Here is a 25,968-nt window from a genome sequence, read left to right as displayed (position 1 = left end):
ACGGTCTGACCTATGCGTGCTGGAGCAGCTCGGCCCTGAATTCCTGCTCCAGCTGCCGCCGGATCTGGACTGCCAGCAGCGTCTCGTCGGCGTCGACGTCGTCCCACGTGACGGTGCCATCCTTCGGCACGTCGCGCTTGAGTTTCATGCCGTGCGCGAGTCCCAGCGGCAGTGCGTTGCGCTCCAGCGAGATCCGCGCAGGTGCCAGCTTGCCGAACGCCGTGTAGCCGCCCTCGCCGTCCAGGATTTCGCCCGCCTTGAGGTCCTTCTTTGCGGTGGTCGTGACGTCACCTCGGAAGCCGGTGGGCGAGCCGGTTGCCTCGCCGCGCAGTACTGCTGAGGCGATGCTGACACCCAGCTCGAGTCCGATCATGTGGTACGGCCGGTACAGCGAGCCGTAGCGGCCGGTCGAATCGGTCTTCACGCCGTACTCGGCGAAGCACTGCACCGCGTAGTCGGTCCTGGCCTCAAAGGTGACGTAGACGCCCCAGCGCAGGTCGCGTTCGACCTCGGTGCCGTCCCGGTTCAGGCTGGAGGCGATCTCCACTGTCCCGCGCCGGGTGAGGATGCCGCCGACGGATTTCTCGCGGTACACGTTCGGCAGGTCGTCCACGCCGGCCGGCGGGAAGAAGAGCCCCTCGTCCTGCGGAGTGAGCCCGGTGCCGTTGGCGACGGCTGCCATTTCGATGGCCGACTTGGTGCCGTCCAGGAATGAGTTGAACATCTTGGGGTTGAAGTCACCGGACGCCAGTTGCTCGTCGCTGAAGCCGTAGTAGTTCCACACGGTGTCCGGCGTGGAGTAGTTGTATTCGGGGAGGTACTTGGTGCCCTTGCCGGCGGCGACGATGTCGAATCCGACGGTGCGGCACCAGTCGACCATTTCGCAGATCAGTGCCGGCTGGTCGCCGTAGGCCATCGAGTAGACCACGCCGGCGGCTTCCGCGCGGCGCTGGAGGATGGGGCCCACCATGCAGTCTGCCTCGACGTTGACCATGATGATGTGCTTGCCGTTGTCAATGCTCTGGACGGCATGGGCGGTGCCGACAATCGGGTTGCCGGTGACTTCGAGGATGACTTCAATCTGGGGAAGCTGGATCAGGTCGGCCGAGCTTTCCGTGACGAAGGTCGTGCCGTTGCTGAGCGCTTCGCTGAAGTTCTTGGCCGCATACCGTTCGGTCGGCCAGCCCGTGCGCTGAAGGGCCCCGCGGGCTTTCGGAACGTCGATGTCGGCGACGCCGACGACGTGGATTCCCTCGGTGTTGAGCGCCTGCGTCAGGAACATGGACGCGAACTTCCCGGCGCCGATCACGCCGACGCGGATGGGTCCTTCCGTCGCAGTTCGCTTTTGCATGAGCGAGTAGAGATTCATGGTGCTACTTCCTCGTAGTGTTGCCGAGCTTCAATATTCCGCTGCTGGTTAGTTGGTCTGACCATCTGATGCAATAACCATGACATAGCGGTTTCGACTGTGTCAACCATCACGTTTCGTGGAACATGGCCTGGGGACATGCCGCTGGTGCTCGGGCGTCTCGGGAACCCTAAGACTGAACCTGATTTAACGGAATGAGTGCCCGGGACCCCTGGGGGACCCGGGCACTCGCGCCGGCCGCTAGAAGGACGAACTCTTGCCCTGTACCGGCGTGACGGAAAGGGCGTTGCCCGCGGCGTCCCCCATCCCGGTTGCGGGCGTGTATGACGGCACAGCGGCCTTGGTCGTTCCGTTCGCAGGGCTCCCCGTGGCCAGGGCCCCCAGCGTGATGGTGAGCGTCGACTTGCTGGCATCCCAGCTGACAACCGAGGCGTTCAGACCCACGCCCTTGTAAGTGAGCGTTCCCGAGCCGTAGTAATTGGCCCCCAGCGCCACGGTGCCTATTCTCGACGTCGGGCAGGCAGAGCTGTTTACGGCGACGCTAAGGACATTGCCGGAGCTGATGCTGACGGTGACCTGGTTGTCCCCGTTCAGTGTGCCGCTGGCACCGGCAGTCCAGCCGCTGCAGATTGTTGAAGCGTCTAGGGCTTCGGAGAAGGTGACTGTGACCTTGTCCTTGGGCTCTATCTTGCCGTTGTCCCTTGTCCCGTCAGCCAGCTCCAGCTGTTGCACCGTTGGGGCCGCAACGTCCTTGACGGAGGTGGTTGTGCCCGGTGTCGCGGGATTGCCTTGGTTGCCGGCGGTGTCCGTAGCGACCGCACGGTAGGTGACCGTTCCGTCGCCGAGAGATGACAGGTTAACGGCGGCGGCCCAAACCCCGGAGCTGTCCGCGGTCACCGTAGCGGCGGCGGGCGGCGCAGATCCAGCGTCCGTGACGGTTAGGGCGATGGAGGCCCCGGGTTCGGTGGTGCCAGTGACCGGCACGGAGGTGACGGTGCTGGAGTTAACGTAGGTGGGGGCCGTCACGGTGGGGGCGATCGGCGGGCTGGTGTCCACGGCGGCGCCCGCGCTCCGGACGCTCTCGGATCCTTGCCACTGCCCAAGTACCGGTGTGACAGTGTAGTACCACGTGCCGGTCGGGACGTCTTGGTCGGTGCAGCCCAGCCCCGTGGTGACGGTGCCTGTGCAGGTTCCCCCGGCGGCAATCTTGGTGCCGCCCGACGCGGAGGCGTAGCGCGCCACCGCGTAGCCGCTGACGGGGCGGCCGGCGAGGGTGGCGGCGGCCTTCCATGCCAGCGTTACATTTCCCGCGGACACTGCGGCCGACGGCGTTGCGCCGGCGGCCAGCGCATCGGCGGCGGCCGACGCGGAACCACCGTCCGAGACCGCCGACCAGAAGGCGTTGGCCCCCGGACCGGCCCACGACAGGAGGGCAGCGCCGGCAACGATGACGGCAACGCGGCTCCGGAAGCGTGAGCGTGCCTGGCGGGTGTTGCGACGGCTCATCGTCGGGCCTCCACGGTGACGGGAACTTTGAAGGTCGCACCCTGGCAGGCCGATTGTGACTGCGCGGACATGCTCGCCGCGCCCGGCAATGTGACCAGCAGGGAAGAATGCGCCGGGATCGTGACGGCAGGAGCGAGCGGCGCAGCAGGAGCCGTGAAGGACACCCCGGTGGTGGTGCATCCGGCATGGGCCGTATCGGCGCTGACCGTCCCGTTGGAGGACACCGAGTAGAGCTGAACGGCGAACGCGTTGGGATTGCTGGTTCGGAGGATGACGTCTGCGGTGCCTCCTGGAGCCAGGCTGGTCCGGTTCGCGTCGCCTGCCACCAACGCGTCGACGGTGACGGCCTGCATCGCGGCGGCGGTTGCGGCGCCGGAACCCGCGCCGGTGGTGGCCCAATAGGCGTACGCGGTGCCGCCGCCGGCGAGCAGCAAGAGCGCGGCCGTAGCCGCGGAGGCAGTGCCAGCGACTCTGGTGCCGCGCAGCATGGATCGTGCGGATTGCATGTCAGTTTCCCTGCCCTGATCCCGAGTAGGCCAACTGGAGGACTGCGCCCTTGCAGCCGTCCTGGAGGCGGGGAGTGTCCAGCATTGCGATCCGCGGCCATTGGGCAGACGGAACGCCAAGTTGTGAGAGCGAGCTGCCGCCGGACGGAACCGCTACGGGATAGCGCCCGCTGTACTGCACCACGGCATAATCCTGTGACGTGCAGGGCAGATTGGCCGCGATCGCCTTCGCCGAGCGGATCACACCCGTGATCGATACGGTCACATTCCCGACGTCGATGCCTTTGTCCGGGTTGTTGAATCCGAGGTCCAGGGGCCGGCTGGTGCCCGGCGCGAGCAGGCCCGACACGTCGCCGGAGAGTCCGAACACGCGCAAAGGCGCCTTGACCCGCAGTTGGGTTTTAACGGCAACCGACTGGACCGCGCCGCTCTGGCCCGTCAGGGTCAGATCGTAGTCCCCGGCGGCAGTGCTGGATGCCGTGGATATGCTCATGCTGAGCTGGGCCGTGCCTCCGGCCGTCAGCTTGACGGTCGACGGCGAGAAGCTGGGCGCTGCCCCGGCCGGAAGGCCGGCCACCGCCAGCGACACCATGCCGGCAAACCCGCCCGTGGAGCTGACGCTTGCGGAATAGCTCGTCGCGTGGCCCTGGTCCACGTTCCTGCTGGACGGCGTGACCTGCACCAGGATTCCCGGCTTTTGCGGGGCCGTCTGCTGCCCGGCGGCGTAGAGCGTGCCCGCGGGCAGGAAGATGGCCAGCAGGCCAATGACGAGGACACGGCCGGTGAGGCCCGCATGCTCCCTGACGAGCCGGAAGAACTGCGCTAGATGCTGCATTCCCTATCCTCCTTCGACCCTGCCCCGTGGTGCGGATCGTGGGTGTCGGCGGTAGCTGAGGCGTTGTTGCGAAGTGGCCCGAAGGCCGGCCCGGCGGGCCGGGTGTCCGGCCCGCCGGGGACGCCCTCTACTCGCTGCCGACAGTGACCGTGACGACGGCCGACTTGCAGGCATCCTGGTTGGCGTCGTCATTGAGGAACGTCAGTGTTCCCGACCCCACCTCGGTGCCTGTGCTGTTCGCCGCGACGGGGGAGTTCGTTGTGTCGGCGCTGACCGAGAACCACGCCGGCAGGCATCCGGCCGCGCTCGTGGTCACGCCTGCGGTGAGGGCACCGACGACCGTTCCGGTGTTGGTGCTGTTGTCGGCCGTGTACGTCACGGGCACTGAGTTGCCCGGTGCCAGGCCGGAGTCGAAGCTGGCATGCAGAGTCACGGTGCCGCCGCCTGTGGAGTTGGCAGCGGTGCCGGCGCCGCTGCCCGTGGTGGTCCAGTACGCGTAGGCAGTGCCGCCGCCGACGGCCACGAGGGCGACTGAGGCTGCAACGCCGATGACCTTGCTCTTCTTGGTGAGCTTGCGCATTTTGTGAGACTCCTTGTGTGGGTGGCGCCCGGACAGGAGTCATCAGACCGAAGCCGCATGCCCCCAATCCTGCGGCTGCCGCGCTGAATCGATGGCCCAATCGTTTCGGCGCAGGGCGGACGAGGCAACGCGTAGTTGCACCCGTTTTTTGCGCCGGGACTACTTGCCGCCGGGTAAATTACTTGCGGCGGCAACGGGACAAGTAGCCGGCCGTGTTGGAGTAAGTACCCCGGACGGCCAGCAGGTAGTCCGCCATCTGATAGTCGGGTACCTGATATCCGTGACTTCCTGCCCGGAGCGCGGGTTGAATTGGAGTGTCAGAAAGTCTGGTCCGTCGCGGCCGCTGTTCCTCCCGGGGCGGCGGCACAGGGCCAGCGGAGCGTAGACGCCGGGGGGCAAGCATGCATGATTCAGCCGAGTTCGGACCAGCAGGGTTTGATCCGCCCGCGGGCGCGCTGTGAGCCCGGGACTCCAGGCGGTCGCGACGTTTGGCGGCTCCCTGCCTGGAAACATCCTGATGTCCCTGGGCCAAGCCCTCGTCGTCGTGTGCCTCTGCTTTGACTTTGTCCGGGCGGTTTCTGTGCCGCGGTCCCACCGCCGGTATCTGGCCAACACCGTGTTCCGGACCCTTGCGTGGCCGTCCATCCTGGCAATGGCGTTCAGCGTGCTCATCGATGCAGCCTCCGGTTCCTGGCCGGACGTCGCCGGAGGGGTTTTCGTCCTGGTTGCCGTGATCTTCCGGTGGCACCACGACGCCGACGAAGACAGCTGGTGGAAGGGCAAAGGCAAGGCCTTCGGGCGCTGGCTGCGCAGCCGGGTGGTGTTCGGATCCCTCGGCGCTCCTGCCACGGCCTGAAAAAGCGCTTGCTGTCCGGGCGTCCCAGGGTGTCCAATCCTTAACAACAAGGTCCTGCAGGGCACGAGTGGATCCGATGCCGGGAGGTTTCCATGCCGTCGAAAGGCGCCAAGACTCCGTCGAGGAGTCCGGTCCGGGGCACATCTGACCTCCGGCGGGCTGAAGCCAACGGCGCCGCCCCGCCGGAGCAGCCGGACAAGATCCGCAACGTGGCACTCGTGGGGCACTCCGGTTCCGGAAAAACGATGCTCACCGAGGCCCTGCTGGCCGCCACCGGGGCCATCACGCGCAAAGGTTCGATCGCCGAAGGCACCACGGTGAGCGACTCGGACCCCTCCGCCATTGCCCAGCAGCGTTCCGTGGCGCTGTCGGTAGTGCCCGTGATGGTGGGCGAGATCAAGGTGAACCTGCTGGACACTCCGGGCTATACGGATTTCATCGGCGAGTTGCGTGCGGGGCTGCGTGCGGCGGATGCCGTGCTGTTTGTCGTGTCAGCCACTGACGACGTGGACACCGCCACCACGGCGCTGTGGAGCGAATGCCAGCGGCTCGGGATGCCGAGGGCCGTGGTCATCAGCCGGCTGGACCACCCGCGCGCGGATTTCGATGCCGCCGTCGCCCGCTGCCGGCTCGCGTTCGGCGACTCCATTCTGCCGCTCTACCTTCCGGCCAGCGCAGACGGCGGCGCCACCGGCCTGCTGGGGCTGCTGGCCGGAACGGTTTCGGTGCAGGGGCCGGAAGGACAGGAGCCTGTCACGCGCGCCGCAGACGATGTCGAACTCGCCGCAGCGGAGTCCGCGCGGGGCGCGCTGATCGAAGGGATCATTGCCGAGAGCGAGGACGAGTCGCTCATGGACCGCTACCTCGCCGGTGAGGAGATCGATGCCGGGGTCCTGATCGCCGATCTGGAGACGGCCGTCGCCCGAGGGACCTTTCACCCGGTGCTCCCGACGTCAGCGGAGTCCGGGCTGGGTCTGGCGGAACTGCTGGACGTCCTGGTGCGTGCGTTTCCCACACCCGCGGAGCATGGCGTCCCCGCGGCGACGGACCTGGCGGGAGTCGCCGTCGGGCCGCTGCTCTGCGACCCCGACGGGCCGCTGCTGGGCGAGGTGGTACGCACGACGATCGATCCGTTCCTTGGGCGCGTCTGCCTGGTGCGCGTCTTTTCCGGCGTTGTGCGGGAGGACGCCGCCATCCATGTGGGTGGCCGCGGAATGGCGGACCGCGGCCATGAGGACCACGACAGCGACGAGCGGATCACGCACCTATATTCGCCGCTGGGCTCCGGGCTGCGGCCGGTGCCGTTCTGCGTTGCCGGGGACATCTGCGCCCTGACAAAACTGGGCAGCGCCGAAACCGGCGACACGATTTCGGCCAAGGAGCTGCCGCTGCTGGTGGCCCCTTGGGACATGCCGGATCCGCTCATGCCGGTTGCCATCGAAGCGGCCACGCACGGAGACGAGGACGCCCTGGCCAGAAACCTGGGCAAGGTCACTGCCGGGGACCCGACGCTGCGGGTGGAGCGTAACTCGGAAACCCACCAGCTGATCCTGTGGTGCATGGGCGAGGCGCACGCCGACGTCGTTTTGGGCAGGCTGCGGGACCAGGGCGTGAACCTGCAGACCGTCCCCGTGGTCACCCCGCTCCGGGAAACCTTCGCCGCGCCGGCCGCCGGGCACGGGCGGTACGTCAAACAATCCGGCGGCCACGGCCAGTACGCCGTCTGCGACATCGAGGTCGAGCCCCTCAGCCGCGGTGCCGGGTTCGAGTTCGCCGACAAGACGGTGGGCGGGGTGATCCCCGGGCCGTTCATTGTCTCGGTGGAAAAAGGCGTGCGGGCCCAGATGCAGAAAGGCGTGGCCGCCGGATTTCCGGTGGTGGACATCAAGGTCACGCTGATCGGCGGCAAAACCCACAGCGTGGATTCCTCGGATGCCGCCTTCCAGGCCGCGGGCGCACTGGCCCTGCGGGAAGCCGCGGCGGCCACCCGCATCCAGCTCCTGGAACCGGTCTCGGCGGTGACCATCAGCGTCTCGGAGGACCACGTGGGCGCCGTGATGAGCGATTTGTCCTCCCGCCGAGCGCGGTTGACCGGAACGGCCTCCGCCGGGGCTGACGGCACCGAGATCAGCGCCGAAGTCCCGGACCAGGAACTGCTCAAATACGCGGTGGAGCTGCGTGCCCTGACCGCCGGAAGCGGCCGGTTCCGGCGCAGTTACCTGCGCCACGAACCGGTGCCCGCCACCGCGGGCTTTACAGCCCCGAATAAAAACAGTCTTAGCCGTTGATGATCTGGGGGACGCCGAGGGCTTTGAGGCCTTCGACGCCGAATTCGAGGCCGTAGCCGGACTTCTTGGCTCCGCCGAAGGGGACGCGGGGGTCCACGGCGCCGTGCTTGTTGATCCAGACGGTGCCCGCCTCGATCCGGGCGGCCACTTCGCGGGCCGCGGCCAGGTCCGGGGACCAGACGGAGGCGCCCAGTCCCACATCGAGGGCGTTGGCGTATCCGATGGCCTCGTCGATGGTGCTGTAGCGGATGATCGGCAGAGCCGGGCCAAACTGTTCCTCGGCGACCAGGGGGTTGTTGTTGTCGATGTCGGCCACGAGGGTGGTGGGGTAGAAGTAGCCGGGCTGGCCGGGGTCCGGGTTGCCGCCGAGCAGGATCCGGGCGCCGGAGTCGCGGGCGGCCTCGACGAGCTGGGCGACGATGTCGTACTGGGCCTTGTTTTGCAGCGGGCCCAGGACATTGTTTTCGTCCAGCCCCACGCCCATGGGCATGGCTTTGGCGACGTTGGTGAGTTCCTCGCAGACGGCGTCGTAGATGTCGTCGTGGACGTAGAGGCGTTTGAGCGCGGCGCAGGTCTGGCCGGTGTTGATGAACGCGCCCCAGAACAGGTCCTGGGCGATGGCCTTGGGGTCGGCGTCGGGCAGGACGATGCCGGCGTCGTTGCCACCGAGTTCCAGGGTGAGGCGCTTGACCGTGTCCGCGGAGGACCTGATGATCGACTTGCCGGCGGCGGTGGAGCCGGTGAACATAACCTTGCCGACGGCGGGGTGTTCGGCCAGCCGGGCACCGACCTCGCGGTCCCCGGAGACCACGTGGAGGACGCCGTCGGGGAGTTCCTCGTTGAGGACCTTGATTAGGGCCAGGACGGAGAGCGGGGTCATCTTTGAGGGCTTGACCACGGCGGTGTTGCCCATCCGCAGAGCCGGGGCGATCTGCCAGATGGTGATCATCATGGGCCAGTTCCAGGGGCCGATCGCGCCGACGACGCCGATGGGCTTGTAGTGCAGCTGGGCGTATGTTTCGCCGTCGTCCACCACGGTTTCGGGTTTGAGTTCGGTGGTGGCGGTGGCGCGGAGCCAGGCGGCGCAAGCGCCGACTTCGAAGCGGGCGTTGGGGCCGTTGAGCGGCTTGCCCTGCTCGCGGGAGAGCAGCCGGGCCAGTTCCTCGGCGGAGCGTTCGACGGCGTCGGCGGCCTTGAGCAGCGCGGCGGACCGGGCGTCATGGCCCAACGCGGCCCACGCCGGCTGCGCGGCTGCGGCGGCGGCGACCGCGTGCTCCAGGTCTTCCACGGTGTGCACGGGGGCCTCGCCGACCGGCATCCCGGTGGCCGGGTCGAGGATGGTCCGGCTCTCCTGGCCGGGGACTGCAGCAATGCTGGCAAGCAGGGCGTCGTAAGTTTCCATGGGGGCACTCCACATCGAGTAGTTGAGGAACGGACTGATTGAGAAATGGGGTGGTACGGCGCAGGATGGTTTCAGAGCGGCCGAACTGTCATCTCGAGTGTCCTCCGGCGCCGGACACCCGGTCTTGTCTTTGCGCGAACTCCAGTTGACCTGCCGCGAACGACTGCGAGGGTCCTGGTTGCCGTTGCGCTGAGGAACAACAACCCATCGCTGATCGACAAGGAGGTGACGGGGGTCACCTGCCAAGCTGGGTTACACCTCCCCCCGCTCATGACCGTTAAGAAGGATCCGATGAGTATTTCAAATTCCGAGTCCAGGACAGCAGAGACAGCAGAAGCCAGTCCCCGCAAGGAGCACTCCACCGCACTGCGTGCCGGCAGCGTCGGAGTCATGGGCATTCTCTTCTTTGTCTTGTCCGCCCAGGCGCCGCTGACCGGAATCGTCGGTGCGTCACCGCTGGCCGCCGCGCTCGGCAACGGCCCCGGCGCTCCCGGAGCCTATCTGGTGGTGGGCATCGTCATCGTGATCTTCGCCGTCGGATTCGTCGCGATGAGCCGCAAGATTCAGGCCAACGGCGCCTTCTATGCCTATGTAACCGCCGCCTTCGGACGCAAAACCGGAGCTGGAGCAGCATGGCTCGCGCTCCTTGCCTACAGCACGGTCCAGGCCGCGATGTACGGGCTGTACGGCGCCGCCTTCTCCGGCGTCCTCGGCTCCGCGGGGATCGTGGTGCCGTGGTGGCTGCTGGCCGCGGTCACCATGGCCGGCGTCCAGGTGTTGGGATCGCTCAACATCGAACTTGGGGCTCGGGTTCTGGCGTTGCTCGTGGGCCTCGAAGTCGCGATCCTGCTCATGTTCGGGTTCACCGTGCTGCTGCACGGTGGAGGGCCGGAGGGGCTCAGCCTGGCGGCATCCTTCTCGCCCCAAGCGATCGCCACCGGCGCCCCGGGTGTGGCCATCATGTTCGCCGTAGCCTCCATGTTCGGCTTCGAATCCACGGCCATCTATTCGGCCGAGGCCAAGGACGCCCACCGCACGGTGGCCCGCGCCACGTATCTCTCCGTCGGGGTGATTGCGGTGTTCTTCTCCTTCATTTCCTGGATGCTGGTCAGCTACTACGGCCCCTCGCGGGTCTCGGATGCCGCGGTCGCGGCCCTGGAATCCGGCGACTCCACCTCCTTCGTTTTGACACCGATGGTGGAGCTGTTCGGGCCCTGGGCCGGCACGGTCACCGGCATCCTGCTCGTAACGTCCCTGCTGGCCGGCATTATCGCCTTCCACAACGGCATCAACCGCTACCTCCATTCGCTGGCACTGCGCGGCTCGATGCCCGGCGCCCTGGCCCGGACCAACCGGCACCGCGCCCCCGCCGTCGCCGCACGGGTCCAAACCGTGATCGCCTTCCTGCTCGTGGCACCGTTCGCCCTGCTGTCCATGGACCCCGTCCTGACCCTCTTTTCCTGGTTCAGCGGACTGGCCGTGGCGGCGCTCCTGGTGCTGTACATGCTCTCGTCGCTGGCCGTCGTCGCCTTTTTCCGCAGGGACAGGGTGCCAGGCCAGATCTGGCAGACGGCGGTGGCGCCGGTCCTGGCCACCGTACTCCTGGGCTGGGTCCTGTACCTCGTGGTCAGCAACTTCACCGCACTGATCGGCGGCAGCGCCGAAACCGCCGTGGCCCTGCTGGTCGCCGTTCCCCTCCTGTTCGCGGCGGGGGTGCTGGTGGAGATTGCTGTGGAACGTCGGGCCGCCGCCGCTGCAGTTCCCGCTCTACCTTGACCACCTGCCGGGCGTCGGGGCCATAATCGGGCTGGGCACCAGAGCGGTGCCGCAAGAGAAGATCCGACGGATGGCGCCGGCGGAGCAGAGGAGTCCTCGAATGACGAAGTACCTTATCTCGTTTCCCAGCGAGGCCATGGTGTTCCCCGAGGAGGACTTCGAGGCGGTGGTCGAAGCCTCGCATGCCGTTATCGACGAGGCCAAGGCGGCGGGCGTGTACGTCTTCGGCGGCGGGATCGATGAGGACGTAGACCCGGTGCTCGTGGCCGGTGACGGCACCGTCACCGAGGGCACGTACCCAGGCCACAAGGTGCCCAACGGCGGCTACACCATTCTCGAGCTGCCCTCGCGGGAGGCGGCACTCGAGTGGGCCGCGAAAATCGCCGTCGCCTGCCGCTGCTCGCAAGAGGTCCGGCAGTTCGGGTACGACCCGGCCAGCTGACGAGGGCAACCTCGGCCAACCAGGGAGTCGGCTGATTTCCAGAGCGTCAGCGCCAGAATTCGGTGAGCTGCCCGGCAAGGGCTCTGCCTTGGTTGTAGCCAGCCCGCGCGGCGGGCGGACGCAGCGACAGATCCATCGCATTGGCGCCGAACATTTGCTCGGAGCCGCTATCCGGAAAGATCGTTTCGACTCTGCTGCCGCGTGCACGTAGCTCGTCGGCCTGTGCTGCAAGTTGCATGCCCCACTCCAACGGCGTCCGTGTTCTGCCGCCGAATGGCGACAGCACCAGCACCCGCCCGTATCCGGCTGCCAGATCGGCATTCTCGTTGCGTCGGTAGCCGCCGTCGATGTACCGGTTGTCCCCGATCCTGTAGGCGAAGCCACTGGCACAACTCGCGGCGACGGCGTCCACCAGGTCGACTCCGCCGTGGCGGTCGAACACGACCGGTTCACCGGTATGGGCATCGACCGCCGTGACGAGCACCGTTCGCTGCGGCCAGCGCTGGCTGGGCAGCCGCGCGGCGACGGTGGCGCGCCACCGCGTTTGCCCGGAACCGTCCGACGCCGCATCCATGTCGAGTGCCGCCGCGCCCATTCGGCGGCGCATGTCAGCCGCATCCTCAGCGGCGGCGATGATCTTGCCCGTTCTCTCCATGTGGTCCGCGGCCGGCCTGATCGGAACGCGTTCCCGGTCGGATCCGACCGGACCGGTCCGTTGCTGGGGCGCCGCGGCAAGGATGGCGGCAAGGAGCTCCGTCGGGGTCGCGCCAGCTATCTGGGCCGCGGCCGTCGAGCCGGCCGACGTCCCGATGGTCAGGTCGGCTGTGGTCACGTCCAGCCCCGCGTCGAACAGGCCGGCGATGACGCCGATCAGCCACGCGTTGCCTGTCGATCCGCCGCCACCGAGGACCAACGCTCGCTCGCCCGCGGCGCGTTCCTGCTTTGTGGCGTCGACCTGTGGCTGATCCTGGTCGGGCCTCGGCCGGTCGGAGGCCGTCGTCGAGGTGAAGCGCAGGCTTGAAGAAGGTGTTGTGTTCATGGGAGTCGCCTTTCGCGAATTGCCTGGCGGGCGCTCCCGGTTGCGACTACTTCAGTCGCGCGATCGCGGACTGCGGGGGAGCACCCATTGCGGATACTGCGTACATGGGTCTCACCTCCTGCCGATGGATCACGATTACGGGAATGATCGCACACCGCCGACGCGGTGCGCAATCGGCATCAAGCCAAGCACGCTCAGGCGCCGCGCCGCCAGTCAGTGGGGGATTCGCCGAAGGCATCACGGAAGGAGCGGCTGAAGTGCGCCGCGTCCACAAAGCCCCAGCGCCCGGCCACGGCCGCCACCGACATGGTTGCCAGCAGCGGATCGCGCAGTTCGCGGCGCGCGCCTTCCAGCCGCTGGGTCCGGATCCAGCTCGCGACGGTGGTGCCGGATTCATGGAAGACGTTGTGCAGGTGCCGCGTGGAGATGAAATGGGCCGCCGCGATGGAAGCCGGCGAGAGCAGCGGATCGGCCAGGTTGGCGTCGATATATTCGCGGACGGATGCCGCCAGGAGGGCCTGCGGGCGCATCCGGTCCGGAGACATGTCCAGTTCCGAATGCAGCATCGTGGACACAAGATCCAGGGCATTGGTGGCGAGGCGGGATCCGCTGGGGCCGCTGAGCGCGTCCAGGTTCTCCGCGAGGTGGGCGATGAACGGCCCGACGATCGCGGCGAGGCCGCCGCCGGCGGACATCCGCATGGCCGAAAGCTGCGCGATGCACTCCGGCGGCAGGGACAGTGCATCCCAGGGAAACATCATCACCATGAGCCGCGCGTCGCCCTCGAAGGCGAGCGTGTAGGGGCGGCTGGTGTCGTAAATGGCGAGATCACCCGGGCGCAGGAGGGCTTCGCGGTTGTCCTGGATGAGGAGCCCGGTGCCCTGAAGCTGGAGATTGAGCTTGAAGTAGCGCTGGTTGGACTGCGCAATCAGCGCCGGCGTGCGGTGGACCTCATGGCTCGTTGAGGAGACCTCGACGACCGCCACGCGGTCGAGCCGGCGGGCCCGCATGCGGCCACGGAAGTTCTCCACATCGGCGCTCGAGGCGGCCAGGGGGACGAAGGACTCCGCCACGAGGTGCTTCCAGTGGTCGAAGGAGTCCGCCGTGCTGGTGCGGACCTCCTGTCCGGCCGGACTGAGGGATGGGCGGGCTGCAACTGCGGTCATAGAGGATCCTGACGCCGTCGTAGTTCTGGGACTGCCCTATTACGGGCACTGTCCGAATTCAAGCACTGTGGCATGGGACACAGTGCTTTCAGAGTAGCGGCGCGGGACGCCGATGTCATCTTTTTTCGACAATGGGCGAAAAAAGATTTCTGGTCATCGGAGATAATCCGGGGCTTTTTCGAGGCCGAAGTAATCCTCAAGGGTGGCAACGCCGGTGCGATGCATATCCAGGGCGATGGCTTGTCCGACATAACGCAGATGCCACGGCTCGTAGGTGTAGCCGGTGGTGGCTTCGGCTCCGGCAGGGTATCGGATGACGAATCCGTACTCCCAGCCGTGTGCTGCCGCCCACTTCCCCGCGGGGGTGTTTGCGAAGCAGGCCTGCAGGGCACAGGTTCCGCTGGCATTGCCGATGTCCATCGCCAGGCCGGTCTGGTGTTCGCTGTAGCCGGGCCTGGCGGCCAGGGTGTCCGCCGTCGCCTGCCCGTACTGGCGCACGTAACTGTCATAGAGGCTGGTCTGTTGGCTGAACGAGCGGTAGCCGCTGATCGGCAGGACGTTGACGCCGGCCGCCTTGGCTGCTTTGGCAAACTGCTTGTAGGCATCCGCGGCCTGCAACCGCAAGCGTTCCCCCTGGACCGCAACCAGCGGCCCCGGCACATACCCGGTCGGGCTCAGCTGCCGGTGCTTGTTGACCACCACCTGAAGGCTCGAGGCGGTATCGAGATCGTAGCCCTGGGCGGCCACTGCCGTCATCGGCGGTGCGATCATGCCGAGTGAGAGCACCAGACCCGCCAGGGCACCTGTCATCCTGCTGATTCCTTTAAGCACCGTTGCCTCCAAGAAGTGTCCGGAACAGATGGGGGAACACTACCGGTCAGCAGGGCCGCGGTCGAGAGAGGCAGCCGAGAGGTGCATCGGGAGGGCATCGGCGGACCGCAGGGCACGTGAGGCTCAGGGGCCGTCGACAGGCCCGTCCCAGGACCACTTTTGGAGGGGCAGCCCTTCCGGAACGTCCTGCGCGGAGCGGCTGTACCGGGACATCGTGACGGTGGTCGTCCAGGCGAAGTAGTCGTGCAACACCTTCCGGAGCCGGCTGTCGTCGGCGACTCCGACGTCCGTTAGTGCCTGATCGAAGCAGGCGATCGCCCGGCGGTCCATTTCCTCGTGCGGCCCGTTGCCGCTGTGCATTCGCACCACTGTTGTCTCGTCGCCGTAAGAGGCCGAATAGGTCGGCGGCCCACCTAGCGCCTCCGCCCAATAGGCGGCGAGCCGGCGCTGGTGCTCGGGGTGGAACCCGTGGCTGAACGCATGACTGACCACCGCGTCCGTCGTTGCCCTGGCGTGCCATGCGTTGGCCAGCAGCAGGAAAAAGTCGGCACCGCCGGCAGTCTCGTACACCGTCTGCATGCTGCAACAATTCCATGCAGCGCCCCGGTAAGGAAGGGGTGCCACCAAGGCTCTCGCCTAGCCGGCCACCAGGGTCAGGAATCCTTCCAGCTGCTCCTTCAGCCCAAGCTCCACCTGGCCCTCCGGGGCGAGTGCCGCCGCGATCTGCGCGCCAAGGAGGAGGTTGAGCAGCTGCCCGGCCAGCGCAGCGTCGTCGACGGCGGTCGTCACGGCACCGGCGTGCCTCGCCTCAGCCAGGTGCCGCCGGATCGCCGCCAGCCACTGCTGCATCGATTCGCGGTGGATGCGGGCCTTGTGAGGATCGTTGATGGCCTTTTGCCAGAACGGGATGACAATCCGGGCCTCGTTGATCCGCTCCTCATCAAGGGGCAGGACCTCGACGCAAAAGGCCCGCAGGGCCGGGAGTCCGGCCAGCCCGCCGGTGACCTCCGCGATGCGTTCGTTGGTCCGGTTGAAGACATGGCCGAAGGCAAAGGTCAGCAGGTCATCCTTAGTCGGGAAGTACGGCTTGAGAGCACCGTTGGCGAAGCCGGCCTCAAGGGCTATTTCCCGCATGGTGGCACTTTCTATGCCGAGCCGGGCGATGATCCGCCAGGTGGCGTCGACGAGCTCAAGACGGCGTTGGTCGTGGTCGACGATCTTTGGCACAGGCAGCTCCCCCAGAATTTTTTGCTCAGGCTCTTGTGACACATCTTACAAACGCGTATTCTCTACAACTATAGAAAATAAATTCCCGGCCCGCCAGGGTCCCCGAGCGAAGGCAGCAATAATGCCCGCACAAACCGACACCCGCGCCCCGTTTTCTCCGTACAGCCTGGCCACGGAAGCGGAAATCACGGCAGTCCAAGGCATCCTGCGCACCGCGGGCCTGCTGGGCGAGACCAGGCGCATCGCCTACCTAGGCCTTGTGGACCCGGCCAGGAACGCGCCGGCGGGAAGCGAGGACCGCAGGTTCCGGGTCTTCCTCCACGATGTGTCCGGCGGACGACCCACGGACGTGACCGTCTCGGTCTCCAGCGGCGCGGTGATCTCCGCCGTCGAGCTGGACACTGCGGTCACCGGTGAGCTGCCGGTCCTTGAGGAGGAGTTCGAAGTCGTCGAACAGCTCCTGGCCACGGACGACCGGTGGCTCAAGGCCCTGGCCGACCGGGGCTTGGACGTAGGCAAGGTCCGCGTCGCCCCGCTGTCAGCGGGCGTCTTCGAATACGCGGAGGAGAAGGGCCGCCGGATCCTCCGCGGGCTGGCCTTTGTGCAGGACTTCCCGGAGGACAGTGCCTGGGCGCACCCCGTCGACGGACTGGTGGCCTATGTGGATGTGGTTAGCAAGGAAGTGACACAGGTCCTCGATACCGCGGTCTTTCCGGTGCCCGCCGAGCACGGCAATTACACCGATCCTGAACTCACCGGCCCGCTGCGGACCACGCAGAAGCCCATCAACATCACCCAGCCGGACGGGCCCAGCTTCACCGTCAGCGGCGGGAACCACATTGAGTGGGAAAAGTGGAGCCTCGACGTCGGCTTCGACGTCCGCGAAGGCGTGGTGCTGCACAACCTGGCCTTTCAGGACGGCGACCGCCTGCGGCCCGTCATCAACCGGGCGTCCATCGCCGAAATGGTGGTCCCGTACGGCGATCCGTCGCCTATCCGGTCCTGGCAGAACTACTTCGACACCGGCGAATACCTCGTGGGCCAGTACGCCAACTCGCTGGAACTCGGCTGCGACTGCCTCGGTGAAATCACCTACCTCAGCCCCGTGATCAGCGACGCCTTCGGCAACCCCCGCGAAATCCGCAACGGCATCTGCATGCACGAGGAAGACTGGGGGATCCTGGCCAAGCACAGCGACCTCTGGACCGGGATCAACTACACCCGCCGCAACCGCCGCCTGGTGATCTCCTTCTTCACCACCATCGGCAACTACGACTACGGCTTCTACTGGTACCTCTACTTGGACGGCACCATCGAGTTCGAAGCCAAGGCCACCGGCGTCGTCTTCACCTCCGCCTACCCGGAGGGCGGATCCGCCAACATCTCCCAGCTCGCTCCGGGCCTGGGCGCCCCATACCACCAGCACCTGTTCAGCGCCCGCCTGGACATGGCGATAGATGGCCTCACCAACCGGGTGGAGGAAGAAGACGTGGTCCGGCAGCCGATGGGCGACGGCAACGAGCGCGGCAACGCCTTCTCCCGCAAGCGCACCGTGCTGTCCCGGGAATCCGAGGCGGTCCGGGAAGCCGATGCCCGCAGCGGCAGGACCTGGATCATCTCCAACCCCGAATCCCGCAACCGCCTGGAGGAGCCGGTGGGCTACAAGCTGCACGCCCACAACCAGCCCACACTCCTGGCGGACCCGGAGTCCTCCATTGCCCGCCGGGCCGCGTTTGCAACCAAGGACCTGTGGGTGACCCGCTTCGCCGAAGACGAGCGGTACCCCACGGGAGACTTCGTCAACCAGCACGCCGGGGGAGCGGGGTTGCCGGCTTATGTGGCCCAGGACCGGGACCTGGACGGCCAGGACATCGTTCTCTGGCACACCTTCGGCCTCACGCACTTCCCGCGGCCCGAGGACTGGCCTATCATGCCGGTGGACACGGTCGGCTTCAAGCTCCGGCCGGAGGGGTTCTTTGACCGCAGCCCTGTGCTGGATGTGCCGGCCTCCGCGCAGGCGCCCGGCGGCCACTGCCACGGCTAACCGGACGCGGTGACTGTCATGGCGGTTGGTATGGCGGGACGGGGCCGCGCACGCGGCCCCGTCCTGCATCCCCGGACCTGCGCCGCCGTGACGGCGGCATCATGTATCGCGCACCTCTGGCTCGTCGCCGGAAACCAGCATGGGACGTGGCTGAACGTGCTCATGCTCGCCATGGTGGCGGTGTGCCTGCCATGCGCCGTGCACATCTGGCGCCGGCCCCGGGCGCGGCCGCTGCGCCAGGTCATGGCCTCGGCGCTGGCGATGACCGGGGTGCACGCGGTCCTGCTGCTTGGTGCCGGGACCGGGGCATCGGGCCACATCCACCCTGCCGCTGCCGCGGCGGCTCCCGCATCGGCCGGCGCGGCGTCCTCGGGTGCCGGAGCGCTGCTGGTCATCATTGCGGTGGAAGTGACGACGGCGATGCTCGCCGCGACGGTCCTGGCTCGGCTCCGGGCACCCCTGCCGAGGGCGTGCTGACGCTCCTGCCCAGTTTCTTCCGGCCGCACCTCTGCGCACACGCAGGATTCCGCGGAATCCCGCGGTTTCCAGGCGTAGGCGCGGGGGACTGCGCTGAGTAACTGGGGAGGAGCGTCGCCACGCAGGCAGCGGGAACAAGCGCAAGGGTCCCGCCCTCCTCAGTCCGTGAACAGCCCCGCGAGGTCGTCCGCGGTCAGTGCGCCGCCGGTGAGCGCGTCGCCTTCCATGACGTCGGCGAAGAGCTGGGATTTCTTTGCCTTGAGCGCCATGACCTTCTCCTCGATGGTGTCCTTGGCGACGAGCCGGTAGACCATGACATTCCGGGCCTGCCCGATCCTGTGGGTCCGGTCCACGGCCTGGGCCTCCGAGGCCGGGTTCCACCACGGGTCGAGCAGGAACACGTAGTCGGCTTCGGTCAGGTTCAGGCCGAAGCCGCCGGCCTTGAGGCTGATGAGGAACACCGGTGCCGCGCCGTTCTTGAACTCATTGACGACGTCGGAGCGATTGCGTGTGCTGCCGTCGAGGTAGCAGAACTCGATGTCTTCCTGAACCAGCCGCTCACGCACCTTGCCCAGGAAACCGGTGAACTGGCTGAAGATCAACGCCCGGTGGCCTTCCGCCACCAGGTCCTCGAGCTGTTCGAACAGGACGTCGAGCTTGCTGGAACGTACCGCCGAGAGCGAGGGATCGATCAGTGAGGGATCCAGGCTGAGCTGCCGGAGCAGGGTCAGCGACTGGAAAATGGTGAACCGGTTCTTGTTGACGTCGTCAATCAGGCCCAGGATCTTTTGCCGCTCCCGCTGCAGGTGAGTCTGGTAGACCTTCTGGTGCCGCGGATTCAGCACCACTTCCAGGATCTGCTCCTGCTTGGGCGGCAGGTCCTTGATGACCTGCTCCTTGGTGCGCCGCATCATGAGCGGCCGGACACGGCGCCGGAGCTTGTCCAGCTGCGCCTTGTCGCCGTTCTTCTCCACCGGTTTCTGGTAGTACTCGGCGAACCGTTTGGGGCTGGAAAAGAGCCCGGGGGCCACAATCGAGGTCAGCGCCCAGAACTCCATCAGGTTGTTCTCCAACGGGGTGCCCGTGATGGCGAGTTTGAAGGCGGCCGGCAGTTTGCGCGCGCACTGGTAGGCCTTGGACTGGTGGTTCTTGACGAACTGGGCTTCATCCAGGACCAGGCCCGCCCAGCTCCGGGAGGCGTAGGCCTCGTAGTCGATCCGGAACAGGGCGTAGGAGGTGATGATGATGTCCGCGCCGGCCATCGCCTCGGCCGGGTCCGAGCCGCTCTTGGCGAAGGTTTCGCCGATGGCGCGCACCGTCAGGCCAGGGGCGAACCGGGCCGCCTCGGCCTCCCAGTTGCCCACCACGCTGGTGGGGGCGACGACGAGGAAAGGGGCCAACCCGGCGTCGGGCTCCCCGCCTGGCCGGGAGCCGGCAGCCGCTGCAGCGGCAGACCCCTCGACTGCCGCGACCTTCGCCGCGCACATCAAGGCCAGCGCCTGCACGGTTTTGCCCAGGCCCATGTCGTCGGCCAGCACGCCGCCGAGCCCATGACGGTACAGGAAGCTCAGCCAGTTGAAGCCCTCCAGCTGGTACGGGCGCAGCTCGGCGTTGAGCGTCCCGGGCAGGGGAAGACCCTGAATGTCACCTTCCAGGAGGCCGCCAACAGATGCGCGCCAGGCGGACGCCTGCTCGTCGACGATCCCCAGGTGTGCGAGCTCGTCCCACAATCCGGCCTGGAAACGGCTGATCTGCAGCGGCGCGTCCTTGTCTCCCGGGTTGTCCTGCAGGGAGCGGGCCTCGTCGATCAGCGCCCGGAGCTGGTGCAGTTCCGGCAGGTCCAGCGAGAAGTACGCTCCGCTGGGCAGCAGCATGCGGGTCTGGCCGGCCGCGAGGGCGGAAAACAGCGCGGCGAAGGAAACGGGCTGGCCCTCCAGGGTGATGACGATGCCGAGGTCGAACCAGTCACGGCTGTCCGTAGCCTTCGTGGAGATCGCCACCACGGGCGCTTCTTCGGCTTCGCGGTAGTCCGCGATCTCACCGGAGGTGTCCACCGAGACGTCGGGGAGTTCGCGGAGCCGGGGAAGCACGTCCTCGGTGAAGGCCAGCGTGTCCAGTCCGGCCAGTTCGGCCGTGGCCGCGAGGCGCGGGGTTCCCCAGCCGCCGGTGGCGGATTCGCCCAGGGCCGGCACCACGTTCCAGGGCTGGCCGACCGCCTCAAGGATGCGGGCTTCGGCGAGGTCGTCCCGGTAGCCGTGATCGCCCGGATGCCGCCACAGCGGCTGCGCCGTGACGAGATTCCCGGACGTGTAGTGCCATTCCCAATGCAGCCGGACCCGGTGGTCCGCACCGTAATTGGCCAGCAGGGACAAGGTGGGGACGGCCAGCGCTGGCAGCTCCACGGACTCGTCCGACGCCGTCACCCGGGCGGTCTGCTTGAGCTTGGGGTAGAAACCGGTCAGGAAGCGGCCTTCGTCCCGGGCGGGGATGTGCAGCGTGGTCCCGCCCGTGACGAAGGTCAGTAACTCCTCGCTGAGACCGGTTTCCAGCGGTGCAAGGGTGATGACGGGGCCGACCGGGGCGATTCCCGGCAGGGCCTCGCCGTCGGAGGTCAGGAAGATCCCGTGCGCCGGGCGGCCGATGGTCCCGACCGACGCCGGATCCACCACCTCTCCTTCGACCGTGATGGTGGGCGCCAGCGCCAGCCCGCCGTCGTCGCCGCCGGTGCCAAACCGTGCCAGGTTCAGTCCGACGGCGGCCGGCTCCTCCGCGAGCCGCACCGGTTCCGTGCCCTGGCTGTGCACCAGGGCGACGCCGATCTTCCTGGCCTGGGCCAGCAGGCTCCACAGGTTCTTACCCGCATAGGTGTTCAGGCCAAGCCACATTGCGGTGCCGGCGTGCTGCCGGTTCGCCACAGCGGTGTGCGAGGCGAGGAATTCCTGCATCCACTCCACATGCGCCTCATTGCATTCGCGCCGGTAGTTCAGGTAGCTCAGCGTGCTCCAAGAGACGTCGCCGCGGATCCACTTGCCCTTGGCCCCCATGATCACGGGCCGTGCCTTGAGCTGGCGGACGCTGCGGAGCGGATCGCGGCGGCCCGTGTAGGAAAAGTGCGGGGCGGGTTCCTCAACCTCGAACTGGAGCGCCAGCGGGGTGCCGTTGGCGGAGGGGGTGATGCCGGGGCGGGCGATCAGCGGGCTGAGCGCCTGCTCCCAGTCGGCCAGCTCCGGCGGCGCGCTCTGGCGGGACAACCGCGTGGACTCGGCGGGGGCCAACAGCTGGAGCCGGGTGGCCGGGTTGTCCTCGGCCGCGAAGAGCAGGGCCGCGACGTGCTTGCAGTCCTTGCGCACCGGGCAGCTGCAGACGCCCACGGTGCAGCTCCAGCCGCCCGACTTCCGGACCAGCTTCGCCGTCGTGGAATAGGGCACGTCCGGGCCGCCGCGCACTTTACCCAGCAGCAGCCCGGTGGCGGCATCGAAGGAGATCCCGGAAACGCGGCTCCCCATGGCGTAGGCGAGCCCGGCCGCGAGGGAGCGGTCGTTGATCGCGGGGGTCTGGATTGCCAGCGCCGCACTCTCGTCCGGATGGGATGGCATGTGCGCGCTACTTTCGGCAGGTGGTCATCTGATCCATCTTAGCGAGCCTGCCGGGGCTCCTGAACTTCGCGGTACCCGGGAACGTCCCCTCAAACATCGCCTGCCGTTCAACTGGGCCCTAGTAGCCGCTGCTGCTGCTCGGCGTGGACTTGATCATCTCGCCCGTTGGTGACACGAGGTACCAGACCCCGCCGACGCCCTGGCCGTTGATGTCCCCCGCGGCCTGGTCCTTGGAGAAGTAGTAGATCGGCATCCCGTTGATGGTCACCTGCATCTTTCCGTCGGCCGTGGGAATGGTTCCGACCTTGCCGGTGACGCCGTTAACTGTGGGAGTCACCGTCGTCGACGTGACAGGGGGCCACGACGTCAGGCACGCGCCGGTGCAGACGCTGTTCCCGGAATCCTTCGTGTTCTTGGTGAAGAAATAGACGCTCAGTCCCTGGTCGGCCACCACGATCTGGCCCGCCTTGGACTCGGCCACTGAGAGCACCGCGGCGGACATGGACGACGGCGCGGAACTGGCCGGCGCGCTCGTGGCGGTCTCTGCGGGCGCGGAGGTGGCCGGTGCCGCCGACGTCGGCGTCGTGGTCGTTCCGCCGCCGCAGCCGGACAGGAGGGCGGCCAGAGCGAACGCGGACAAGCCAATGCTGAGATGCTTCTTCATGTGCTGCTCCTAGACTCGAGCCAGCCCAACTCGGAGGCCGGCGCTACGAGATACGACGCCAAGGAGCGCGGAATGGTTCATGGCAGAGCGGACATGTTCGTGTCGGGGCTGTCCTGGAGCACAGTGAACTATTGGGTCCGCCTGTACGTCATACAGGGGCAGGACAACAACTCCCGGGAGGTGGGAAATGCCGCTGGACGAAGACGTCGTGGCTGCGATCTACCGCGACCACGGGGCGGCCTTGAAGCGCTTCGTCCTCAGCGCCTCCCGGGGGGACCCGCAACTCGCCGACGACGTCGTCCAGGAGACAGTCCTGCGGGTTTGGCAGCAGGCGCCGCAGATTACGGGCAGCCTGCGCAGCTACCTGTTCCGGACGGCCCGCAACGTCATGATCGACAACTACCGCAAGGCGCAGCGGCGCCCGCAGGAAGCCGGCGAACGCGACGTCCCGGACCCGGCAGACGCCGCAGGGCGCATCGATGACCTGCTCAACAAGGTCCTCATGGAGGAAGCGCTGCTCCGGCTCAGCGCCGAGCACCGCGAGGTCCTCGTGGCGCTCCACTACCGCCGACACACCGTCCAGGAGGCATCAGTCCATTTGCAAATCCCCGCCGGCACAGTGAAGTCAAGGGCTTTTTATGCCGTGCGGGCCCTACGGACAATCCTTGACGAAATGGGGGTGCAGCGGTGAACGGGACCGAACTGCATCAACTTCTGGGCGCTTATCTGCTCGGTGGCCTGCTGCCGGCTGAGGCCGCAGCCTTCGAACAGCACCTGACCGTGTGCGCGGACTGCCGCCGGGAACTCGACGAACTCGCCAGCATCCCCGCGCTGCTGGACGCGGTCCCCGTGCCCGACGCCGTCGCGCTCACCGCGGCGGCCGCGGCCGTCCGGGAACGGGAACTCCTTCCGCCGGAACCGGTCCCCGCCCCACGCCGGCTTCTTGACGAGCTGGCCGCCCGGCGGCGGAAAGTGCGACGGCGGTGGACAGCGGCCGTGGGCGCCGCGGCAGCCGCGTGCCTGGCGCTGGGGATCCTGGCGGGATCGTGGCTGTTCCAGCCGGCCAAACCGGACGCGAGCTATTCCGTGGCGGCGAGCAGCGGGCTGCAGGTCACGGTGGGCTTCGTGAAGAAAACCTGGGGCACCGAGCTCGCGGTGGACGGCCGGAGCCTGCCTGCGGACGGGATCCTCTCCCTGTGGGTCAAAGACCGCGACGGCGGCGAGGACCGCGCCTGCGCGTGGTCGGCCACGCCCTCGGGCAGGGTCCGGATCACCGGGGCGACGCCGGTGCAACTGGCCAGGATCGCCAGCGTTGAGATGCGCAACGCGGAGCAGCACACCGTGGCCGTCATCGCCGTGCCGCAGGGCTAGCGCCTGTTGGGGGCGGCACGGCGGTGGCCCCGGCGCCGAGCTACATCTTCGCGAGCCGGGCCCGCACCACCATGTAGATGCCATAGCAGATCAGGCCGGCACCCACGGCTGCCAGCAGGTACGGGCCCATCGGCTGCTGCCGCAGGGCCTTCAGGCTGCCGTCGAGCCCGGTGGATTGCTCGGGGTGTGCCGTCACCGTGGCAATGATGATGAGCAGGCCCACCAGCAGCAGGGCGAAGCCCTTGGCGACGTACCCCACGACGCCGACGACGGTCAACGCGGTGCGGGCCTGCGGCCGGGAAGGCGTGCGCAGGTACTTGAGGAAGGATTTTTTGATGCCGCGGATCCCGTAGACGATCCCCGTGACGGCGATCGCGGCGCCAATGACCACCAGCAGCGCCACGCCGCCCGGCGCCTTCATGAGGCGCACGGTGAAATCGCTTGTTGACTCGCGCTGGTCGGCACCCGCCCCGGTGGCTACCGCGGCCAGGGTCAAGGCGAATGCGGAGTACACCACGGCCTGCAGACCTGCCTTTAGCTTCTTGCCGACCTTTTTCTTGGTCGGCAGGTGCTCGAAGTCGAAAATGGCGTCGCTGGCCTGCCAGATGGCCAACGCCACGCAGGCGGCAAACGCGGTCCAGAGCAGCAGCGGCCCGGCCGGCTGCTTGGCGAGCTCCTCCACCGCGCCGCTCACGTCGGCCTGGCCCTTGCCGCCCATGGCGATCCGGATCGCGATCACCCCGATGAGTAAGTGCAAGAGCCCTGACACGGCAAACCCGGCCCGCGCCACCATTTCGAGCGGCTTCGAATTGGTGACGTTCTCGGCGGCGTCCGCCGCTTCCTTCATTTCCCGTTTGATGATCGTTTCCTTCGTGCTACCCCAGGGTTCTCCGTTCCGTTATCGTGTCACGTCGAGCCGTTCAGGAACAGATGTCCTCGAAACCCCGGGGGTGCCTACAGCCGGCGGTAGCTGAGGTCGAAGATCAGGCGTCCGGCCTCGTGCGCCTTGTTCTCGAAACTCGTCAGAATCCGGCCCTCGAACCGCGGCGCCCAGCCGCCGGTTCCGTCGATGCCTTCGTTGGGCCCGGTGTGTTCGGTGCTGACCGGCGCCCGGCCCTCCTTGACGGGCGCTCCGCCCACGCGGGACTCGACGCCGGATTCCCACACCTGGGTCAGGGGGCTTTCGGTGCCGGCACGTTCGCCCTCGTGCAAGTTCTCGAATTCCGCCGAACCGGCCATGACCTCGCGGACATGGACGGCGTAGTTGGACCAGTCGGTCGCGATCCGGAACGTGCCGCCGGGCTTGATGGCCCGGGCGGCGAGTTCTGCAAAGGCGGGCTGGATGAGGCGGCGCTTGTGGTGGCGGGACTTGTGCCACGGATCCGGGAAGAACACCCACAGTTCCGTGACGGAGCCGGCGGGGAGCATCGTTGCCAGGACCTCCGGGGCGTTCGCCTCCACCACCCGGACGTTGCGGAGCTTGCGGCTGTTGATCTTGATCAGCGTGTTGGCCAGGCCCGGGGTGTAAACCTCCACGGCCAGGAAGTCCTTGTCAGGATTTTCCTCGGCGGCGTGGCACACCGCATCGCCCAGCCCCGAGCCGATCTCCACGATCAACGGAGCCTTCCGGCCGAATTCGGCCTCGGCGTCGAAGACGTAGTCCGGGTGCACGGAAGTGTTGGCGACATGGCGGGGAACCTCGACCGCCCAGCGCTCGGCGTGCTCCTCCCAGGCCGCCTGGCGGCGGCCCTGCAAGCGTGTGCCGCGGCGGACGAAACTCACCGGGCGGCCTCCATACGTGCCGAACGAGGCCTGGCTGCCCGGCGTCACGGGGCGCGGCGGCTGGGTCTGTTCCGTGGCGGGGGATTCCGGGGTCGCCGGCGTGGCGGGGGATTCTGGGGATTCGCTCATCCCTTCCAGAATAGTTGAGTTTGCGGTGCGTCTTCGCGGTCGATTCGGCTCCGAGGGGTCGGCTGAGCACCCAAGTAACTTG

The 25,968-nt window shown here is 67.4% G+C and carries 22 protein-coding genes and 1 pseudogene; 8 read left to right on the top strand and 15 right to left on the bottom strand.

Going from position 1 to position 25,968, the window contains the following annotated elements; all coding sequences use genetic code 11:
- Positions 1-10: 10 nt before the first annotated feature.
- The 5 genes from BM372_RS05105 to BM372_RS05085 form a co-directional block, all read right to left on the bottom strand.
- Positions 11-1,369 carry an NAD(P)H-dependent oxidoreductase gene (locus BM372_RS05105; RefSeq protein ID WP_090952657.1) on the bottom strand — a complete coding sequence of 453 codons (1,359 nt, stop codon included), beginning with the start codon at positions 1,367-1,369 and terminating at the stop codon, positions 11-13.
- Between the two features lie 240 nt (positions 1,370-1,609).
- The gene (locus BM372_RS20610) at positions 1,610-2,875 is read right to left on the bottom strand and encodes a hypothetical protein (RefSeq protein ID WP_090952655.1); all 1,266 of its coding nucleotides are present in this window, start codon (positions 2,873-2,875) and stop codon (positions 1,610-1,612) included.
- Positions 2,872-3,381, bottom strand: a complete 510-nt coding sequence (locus BM372_RS05095; RefSeq protein WP_256214042.1) for a hypothetical protein — start codon at positions 3,379-3,381, stop codon at positions 2,872-2,874. Before BM372_RS05095 ends, BM372_RS20610 begins: the two co-directional genes overlap by 4 nt.
- 1 nt (position 3,382) lies before the next feature.
- Positions 3,383-4,216 carry a COG1470 family protein gene (locus BM372_RS05090; RefSeq protein ID WP_090952653.1) on the bottom strand — a complete coding sequence of 278 codons (834 nt, stop codon included), beginning with the start codon at positions 4,214-4,216 and terminating at the stop codon, positions 3,383-3,385.
- 127 nt (positions 4,217-4,343) lie between these two features.
- Complete coding sequence (locus BM372_RS05085; protein ID WP_090952651.1) at positions 4,344-4,796, bottom strand: hypothetical protein; 453 nt, start codon at positions 4,794-4,796, stop codon at positions 4,344-4,346.
- A gap of 457 nt (positions 4,797-5,253) precedes the next feature.
- Between BM372_RS05085 and BM372_RS05080 the strand changes: the two genes are divergently transcribed.
- Both BM372_RS05080 and BM372_RS05075 read left to right on the top strand, forming a co-directional pair.
- The gene (locus tag BM372_RS05080; RefSeq protein WP_177235879.1) at positions 5,254-5,652 is read left to right on the top strand and encodes a hypothetical protein; all 399 of its coding nucleotides are present in this window, start codon (positions 5,254-5,256) and stop codon (positions 5,650-5,652) included.
- Between the two features lie 92 nt (positions 5,653-5,744).
- Positions 5,745-7,940, top strand: coding sequence for an elongation factor G-like protein EF-G2 (locus tag BM372_RS05075; RefSeq protein ID WP_090952647.1), 2,196 nt, complete (start codon positions 5,745-5,747; stop codon positions 7,938-7,940).
- Here BM372_RS05075 and BM372_RS05070 read toward each other — a convergent pair.
- A complete protein-coding gene (locus BM372_RS05070) occupies positions 7,930-9,342 on the bottom strand; it encodes an aldehyde dehydrogenase family protein (RefSeq protein ID WP_090952645.1) in 1,413 nt (470 codons plus the stop codon). The two genes, BM372_RS05075 and BM372_RS05070, sit on opposite strands and share 11 nt — an antisense overlap.
- A 45-nt stretch (positions 9,343-9,387) precedes the next feature.
- On the opposite strand from BM372_RS05070, the pseudogene BM372_RS05065 reads away from it, so the two are divergent.
- Positions 9,388-11,085, top strand: a pseudogene (locus BM372_RS05065) (APC family permease); the annotation flags it as partial.
- A gap of 133 nt (positions 11,086-11,218) precedes the next feature.
- Positions 11,219-11,560: a YciI family protein gene (locus BM372_RS05060; protein ID WP_090952642.1), complete on the top strand. Its 342-nt coding sequence runs from the start codon at positions 11,219-11,221 to the stop codon at positions 11,558-11,560.
- A gap of 46 nt (positions 11,561-11,606) precedes the next feature.
- Here the strand turns inward: BM372_RS05060 and BM372_RS05055 are convergent, their stop codons facing one another.
- From BM372_RS05055 to BM372_RS05035, 5 genes are all read right to left on the bottom strand, one after another.
- Positions 11,607-12,599, bottom strand: coding sequence for a patatin-like phospholipase family protein (locus BM372_RS05055; RefSeq protein WP_090952641.1), 993 nt, complete (start codon positions 12,597-12,599; stop codon positions 11,607-11,609).
- A 194-nt stretch (positions 12,600-12,793) separates the two neighbouring features.
- A complete protein-coding gene (locus BM372_RS05050; protein ID WP_090952639.1) occupies positions 12,794-13,765 on the bottom strand; it encodes an AraC-like ligand-binding domain-containing protein in 972 nt (323 codons plus the stop codon).
- A 153-nt stretch (positions 13,766-13,918) separates the two neighbouring features.
- A complete protein-coding gene (locus tag BM372_RS05045; protein ID WP_090952637.1) occupies positions 13,919-14,575 on the bottom strand; it encodes a M15 family metallopeptidase in 657 nt (218 codons plus the stop codon).
- Between the two features lie 144 nt (positions 14,576-14,719).
- On the bottom strand, positions 14,720-15,175 hold the full coding sequence (locus BM372_RS05040; protein WP_090952634.1) for a group II truncated hemoglobin: 456 nt from the start codon (positions 15,173-15,175) through the stop codon (positions 14,720-14,722).
- A 57-nt stretch (positions 15,176-15,232) separates the two neighbouring features.
- A complete protein-coding gene (locus BM372_RS05035; RefSeq protein ID WP_090952632.1) occupies positions 15,233-15,823 on the bottom strand; it encodes a TetR/AcrR family transcriptional regulator in 591 nt (196 codons plus the stop codon).
- Between the two features lie 121 nt (positions 15,824-15,944).
- Here BM372_RS05035 and BM372_RS05030 point away from each other — a divergent pair, with 121 nt between their 5' ends.
- Together BM372_RS05030 and BM372_RS05025 are read left to right on the top strand one after the other, a co-directional pair.
- Entirely contained in the window at positions 15,945-17,867 is a 1,923-nt protein-coding gene (locus BM372_RS05030) for a primary-amine oxidase (RefSeq protein ID WP_090952630.1), read from the top strand.
- 18 nt (positions 17,868-17,885) lie between these two features.
- A complete protein-coding gene (locus BM372_RS05025; RefSeq protein WP_177235904.1) occupies positions 17,886-18,344 on the top strand; it encodes a hypothetical protein in 459 nt (152 codons plus the stop codon).
- Positions 18,345-18,502: 158 nt separating this feature from the next.
- On the opposite strand, the gene BM372_RS05020 is transcribed toward BM372_RS05025, so the two are convergent.
- Positions 18,503-21,940 (bottom strand): DEAD/DEAH box helicase, encoded by a 3,438-nt coding sequence (locus tag BM372_RS05020; RefSeq protein WP_090952626.1) that lies wholly within the window; start codon positions 21,938-21,940, stop codon positions 18,503-18,505.
- A 118-nt stretch (positions 21,941-22,058) separates the two neighbouring features.
- Positions 22,059-22,604, bottom strand: coding sequence for a COG4315 family predicted lipoprotein (locus BM372_RS05015; RefSeq protein ID WP_090952624.1), 546 nt, complete (start codon positions 22,602-22,604; stop codon positions 22,059-22,061).
- 187 nt (positions 22,605-22,791) lie between these two features.
- Here BM372_RS05015 and BM372_RS05010 point away from each other — a divergent pair, with 187 nt between their 5' ends.
- Positions 22,792-23,295, top strand: coding sequence for a sigma-70 family RNA polymerase sigma factor (locus BM372_RS05010; protein WP_090952622.1), 504 nt, complete (start codon positions 22,792-22,794; stop codon positions 23,293-23,295).
- Entirely contained in the window at positions 23,292-23,975 is a 684-nt protein-coding gene (locus BM372_RS05005) for an anti-sigma factor family protein (RefSeq protein WP_090952620.1), read from the top strand. The genes BM372_RS05010 and BM372_RS05005 overlap by 4 nt, the downstream gene beginning before the upstream one ends.
- 40 nt (positions 23,976-24,015) lie before the next feature.
- Here BM372_RS05005 and BM372_RS05000 read toward each other — a convergent pair whose 3' ends face one another.
- Both BM372_RS05000 and trmB read right to left on the bottom strand, forming a co-directional pair.
- Positions 24,016-24,822, bottom strand: a complete 807-nt coding sequence (locus tag BM372_RS05000) for a DUF1206 domain-containing protein (protein WP_090952618.1) — start codon at positions 24,820-24,822, stop codon at positions 24,016-24,018.
- 107 nt (positions 24,823-24,929) lie between these two features.
- Complete coding sequence (trmB, locus tag BM372_RS04995) at positions 24,930-25,886, bottom strand: tRNA (guanosine(46)-N7)-methyltransferase TrmB (protein WP_256214041.1); 957 nt, start codon at positions 25,884-25,886, stop codon at positions 24,930-24,932.
- Positions 25,887-25,968: the final 82 nt, after the last annotated feature.

It is taken from the genome of Arthrobacter sp. ov118 (assembly GCF_900116495.1).
GTDB lineage: Bacteria > Actinomycetota > Actinomycetes > Actinomycetales > Micrococcaceae > Arthrobacter.
This window is presented reverse-complemented; position numbering and strand designations above follow the sequence as displayed.

What these genes read in the sequence shown, in the direction of transcription:
- BM372_RS05060 (WP_090952642.1), top strand. Translation starts at nt 11,219, where the DNA reads ATGACGAAGTACCTTATCTCGTTTCCCAGCGAGGCCATGGTGTTCCCC.
- BM372_RS05070 (WP_090952645.1), bottom strand. Translation starts at nt 9,342, where the DNA reads ATGGAAACTTACGACGCCCTGCTTGCCAGCATTGCTGCAGTCCCCGGC.
- BM372_RS05090 (WP_090952653.1), bottom strand. Translation starts at nt 4,216, where the DNA reads ATGCAGCATCTAGCGCAGTTCTTCCGGCTCGTCAGGGAGCATGCGGGC.
- BM372_RS05040 (WP_090952634.1), bottom strand. Translation starts at nt 15,175, where the DNA reads ATGCAGACGGTGTACGAGACTGCCGGCGGTGCCGACTTTTTCCTGCTG.
- BM372_RS05105 (WP_090952657.1), bottom strand. Translation starts at nt 1,369, where the DNA reads ATGAATCTCTACTCGCTCATGCAAAAGCGAACTGCGACGGAAGGACCC.
- BM372_RS05095 (WP_256214042.1), bottom strand. Translation starts at nt 3,381, where the DNA reads ATGCAATCCGCACGATCCATGCTGCGCGGCACCAGAGTCGCTGGCACT.
- BM372_RS05010 (WP_090952622.1), top strand. Translation starts at nt 22,792, where the DNA reads ATGCCGCTGGACGAAGACGTCGTGGCTGCGATCTACCGCGACCACGGG.
- BM372_RS05025 (WP_177235904.1), top strand. Translation starts at nt 17,886, where the DNA reads ATGGCGGTTGGTATGGCGGGACGGGGCCGCGCACGCGGCCCCGTCCTG.
- BM372_RS05085 (WP_090952651.1), bottom strand. Translation starts at nt 4,796, where the DNA reads ATGCGCAAGCTCACCAAGAAGAGCAAGGTCATCGGCGTTGCAGCCTCA.
- BM372_RS05045 (WP_090952637.1), bottom strand. Translation starts at nt 14,575, where the DNA reads ATGACAGGTGCCCTGGCGGGTCTGGTGCTCTCACTCGGCATGATCGCA.
- BM372_RS05030 (WP_090952630.1), top strand. Translation starts at nt 15,945, where the DNA reads ATGCCCGCACAAACCGACACCCGCGCCCCGTTTTCTCCGTACAGCCTG.
- BM372_RS05015 (WP_090952624.1), bottom strand. Translation starts at nt 22,604, where the DNA reads ATGAAGAAGCATCTCAGCATTGGCTTGTCCGCGTTCGCTCTGGCCGCC.
- BM372_RS05050 (WP_090952639.1), bottom strand. Translation starts at nt 13,765, where the DNA reads ATGACCGCAGTTGCAGCCCGCCCATCCCTCAGTCCGGCCGGACAGGAG.
- BM372_RS05075 (WP_090952647.1), top strand. Translation starts at nt 5,745, where the DNA reads ATGCCGTCGAAAGGCGCCAAGACTCCGTCGAGGAGTCCGGTCCGGGGC.
- BM372_RS05000 (WP_090952618.1), bottom strand. Translation starts at nt 24,822, where the DNA reads ATGAAGGAAGCGGCGGACGCCGCCGAGAACGTCACCAATTCGAAGCCG.
- BM372_RS05020 (WP_090952626.1), bottom strand. Translation starts at nt 21,940, where the DNA reads ATGCCATCCCATCCGGACGAGAGTGCGGCGCTGGCAATCCAGACCCCC.
- trmB (WP_256214041.1), bottom strand. Translation starts at nt 25,886, where the DNA reads ATGAGCGAATCCCCAGAATCCCCCGCCACGCCGGCGACCCCGGAATCC.
- BM372_RS20610 (WP_090952655.1), bottom strand. Translation starts at nt 2,875, where the DNA reads ATGAGCCGTCGCAACACCCGCCAGGCACGCTCACGCTTCCGGAGCCGC.
- BM372_RS05055 (WP_090952641.1), bottom strand. Translation starts at nt 12,599, where the DNA reads ATGAACACAACACCTTCTTCAAGCCTGCGCTTCACCTCGACGACGGCC.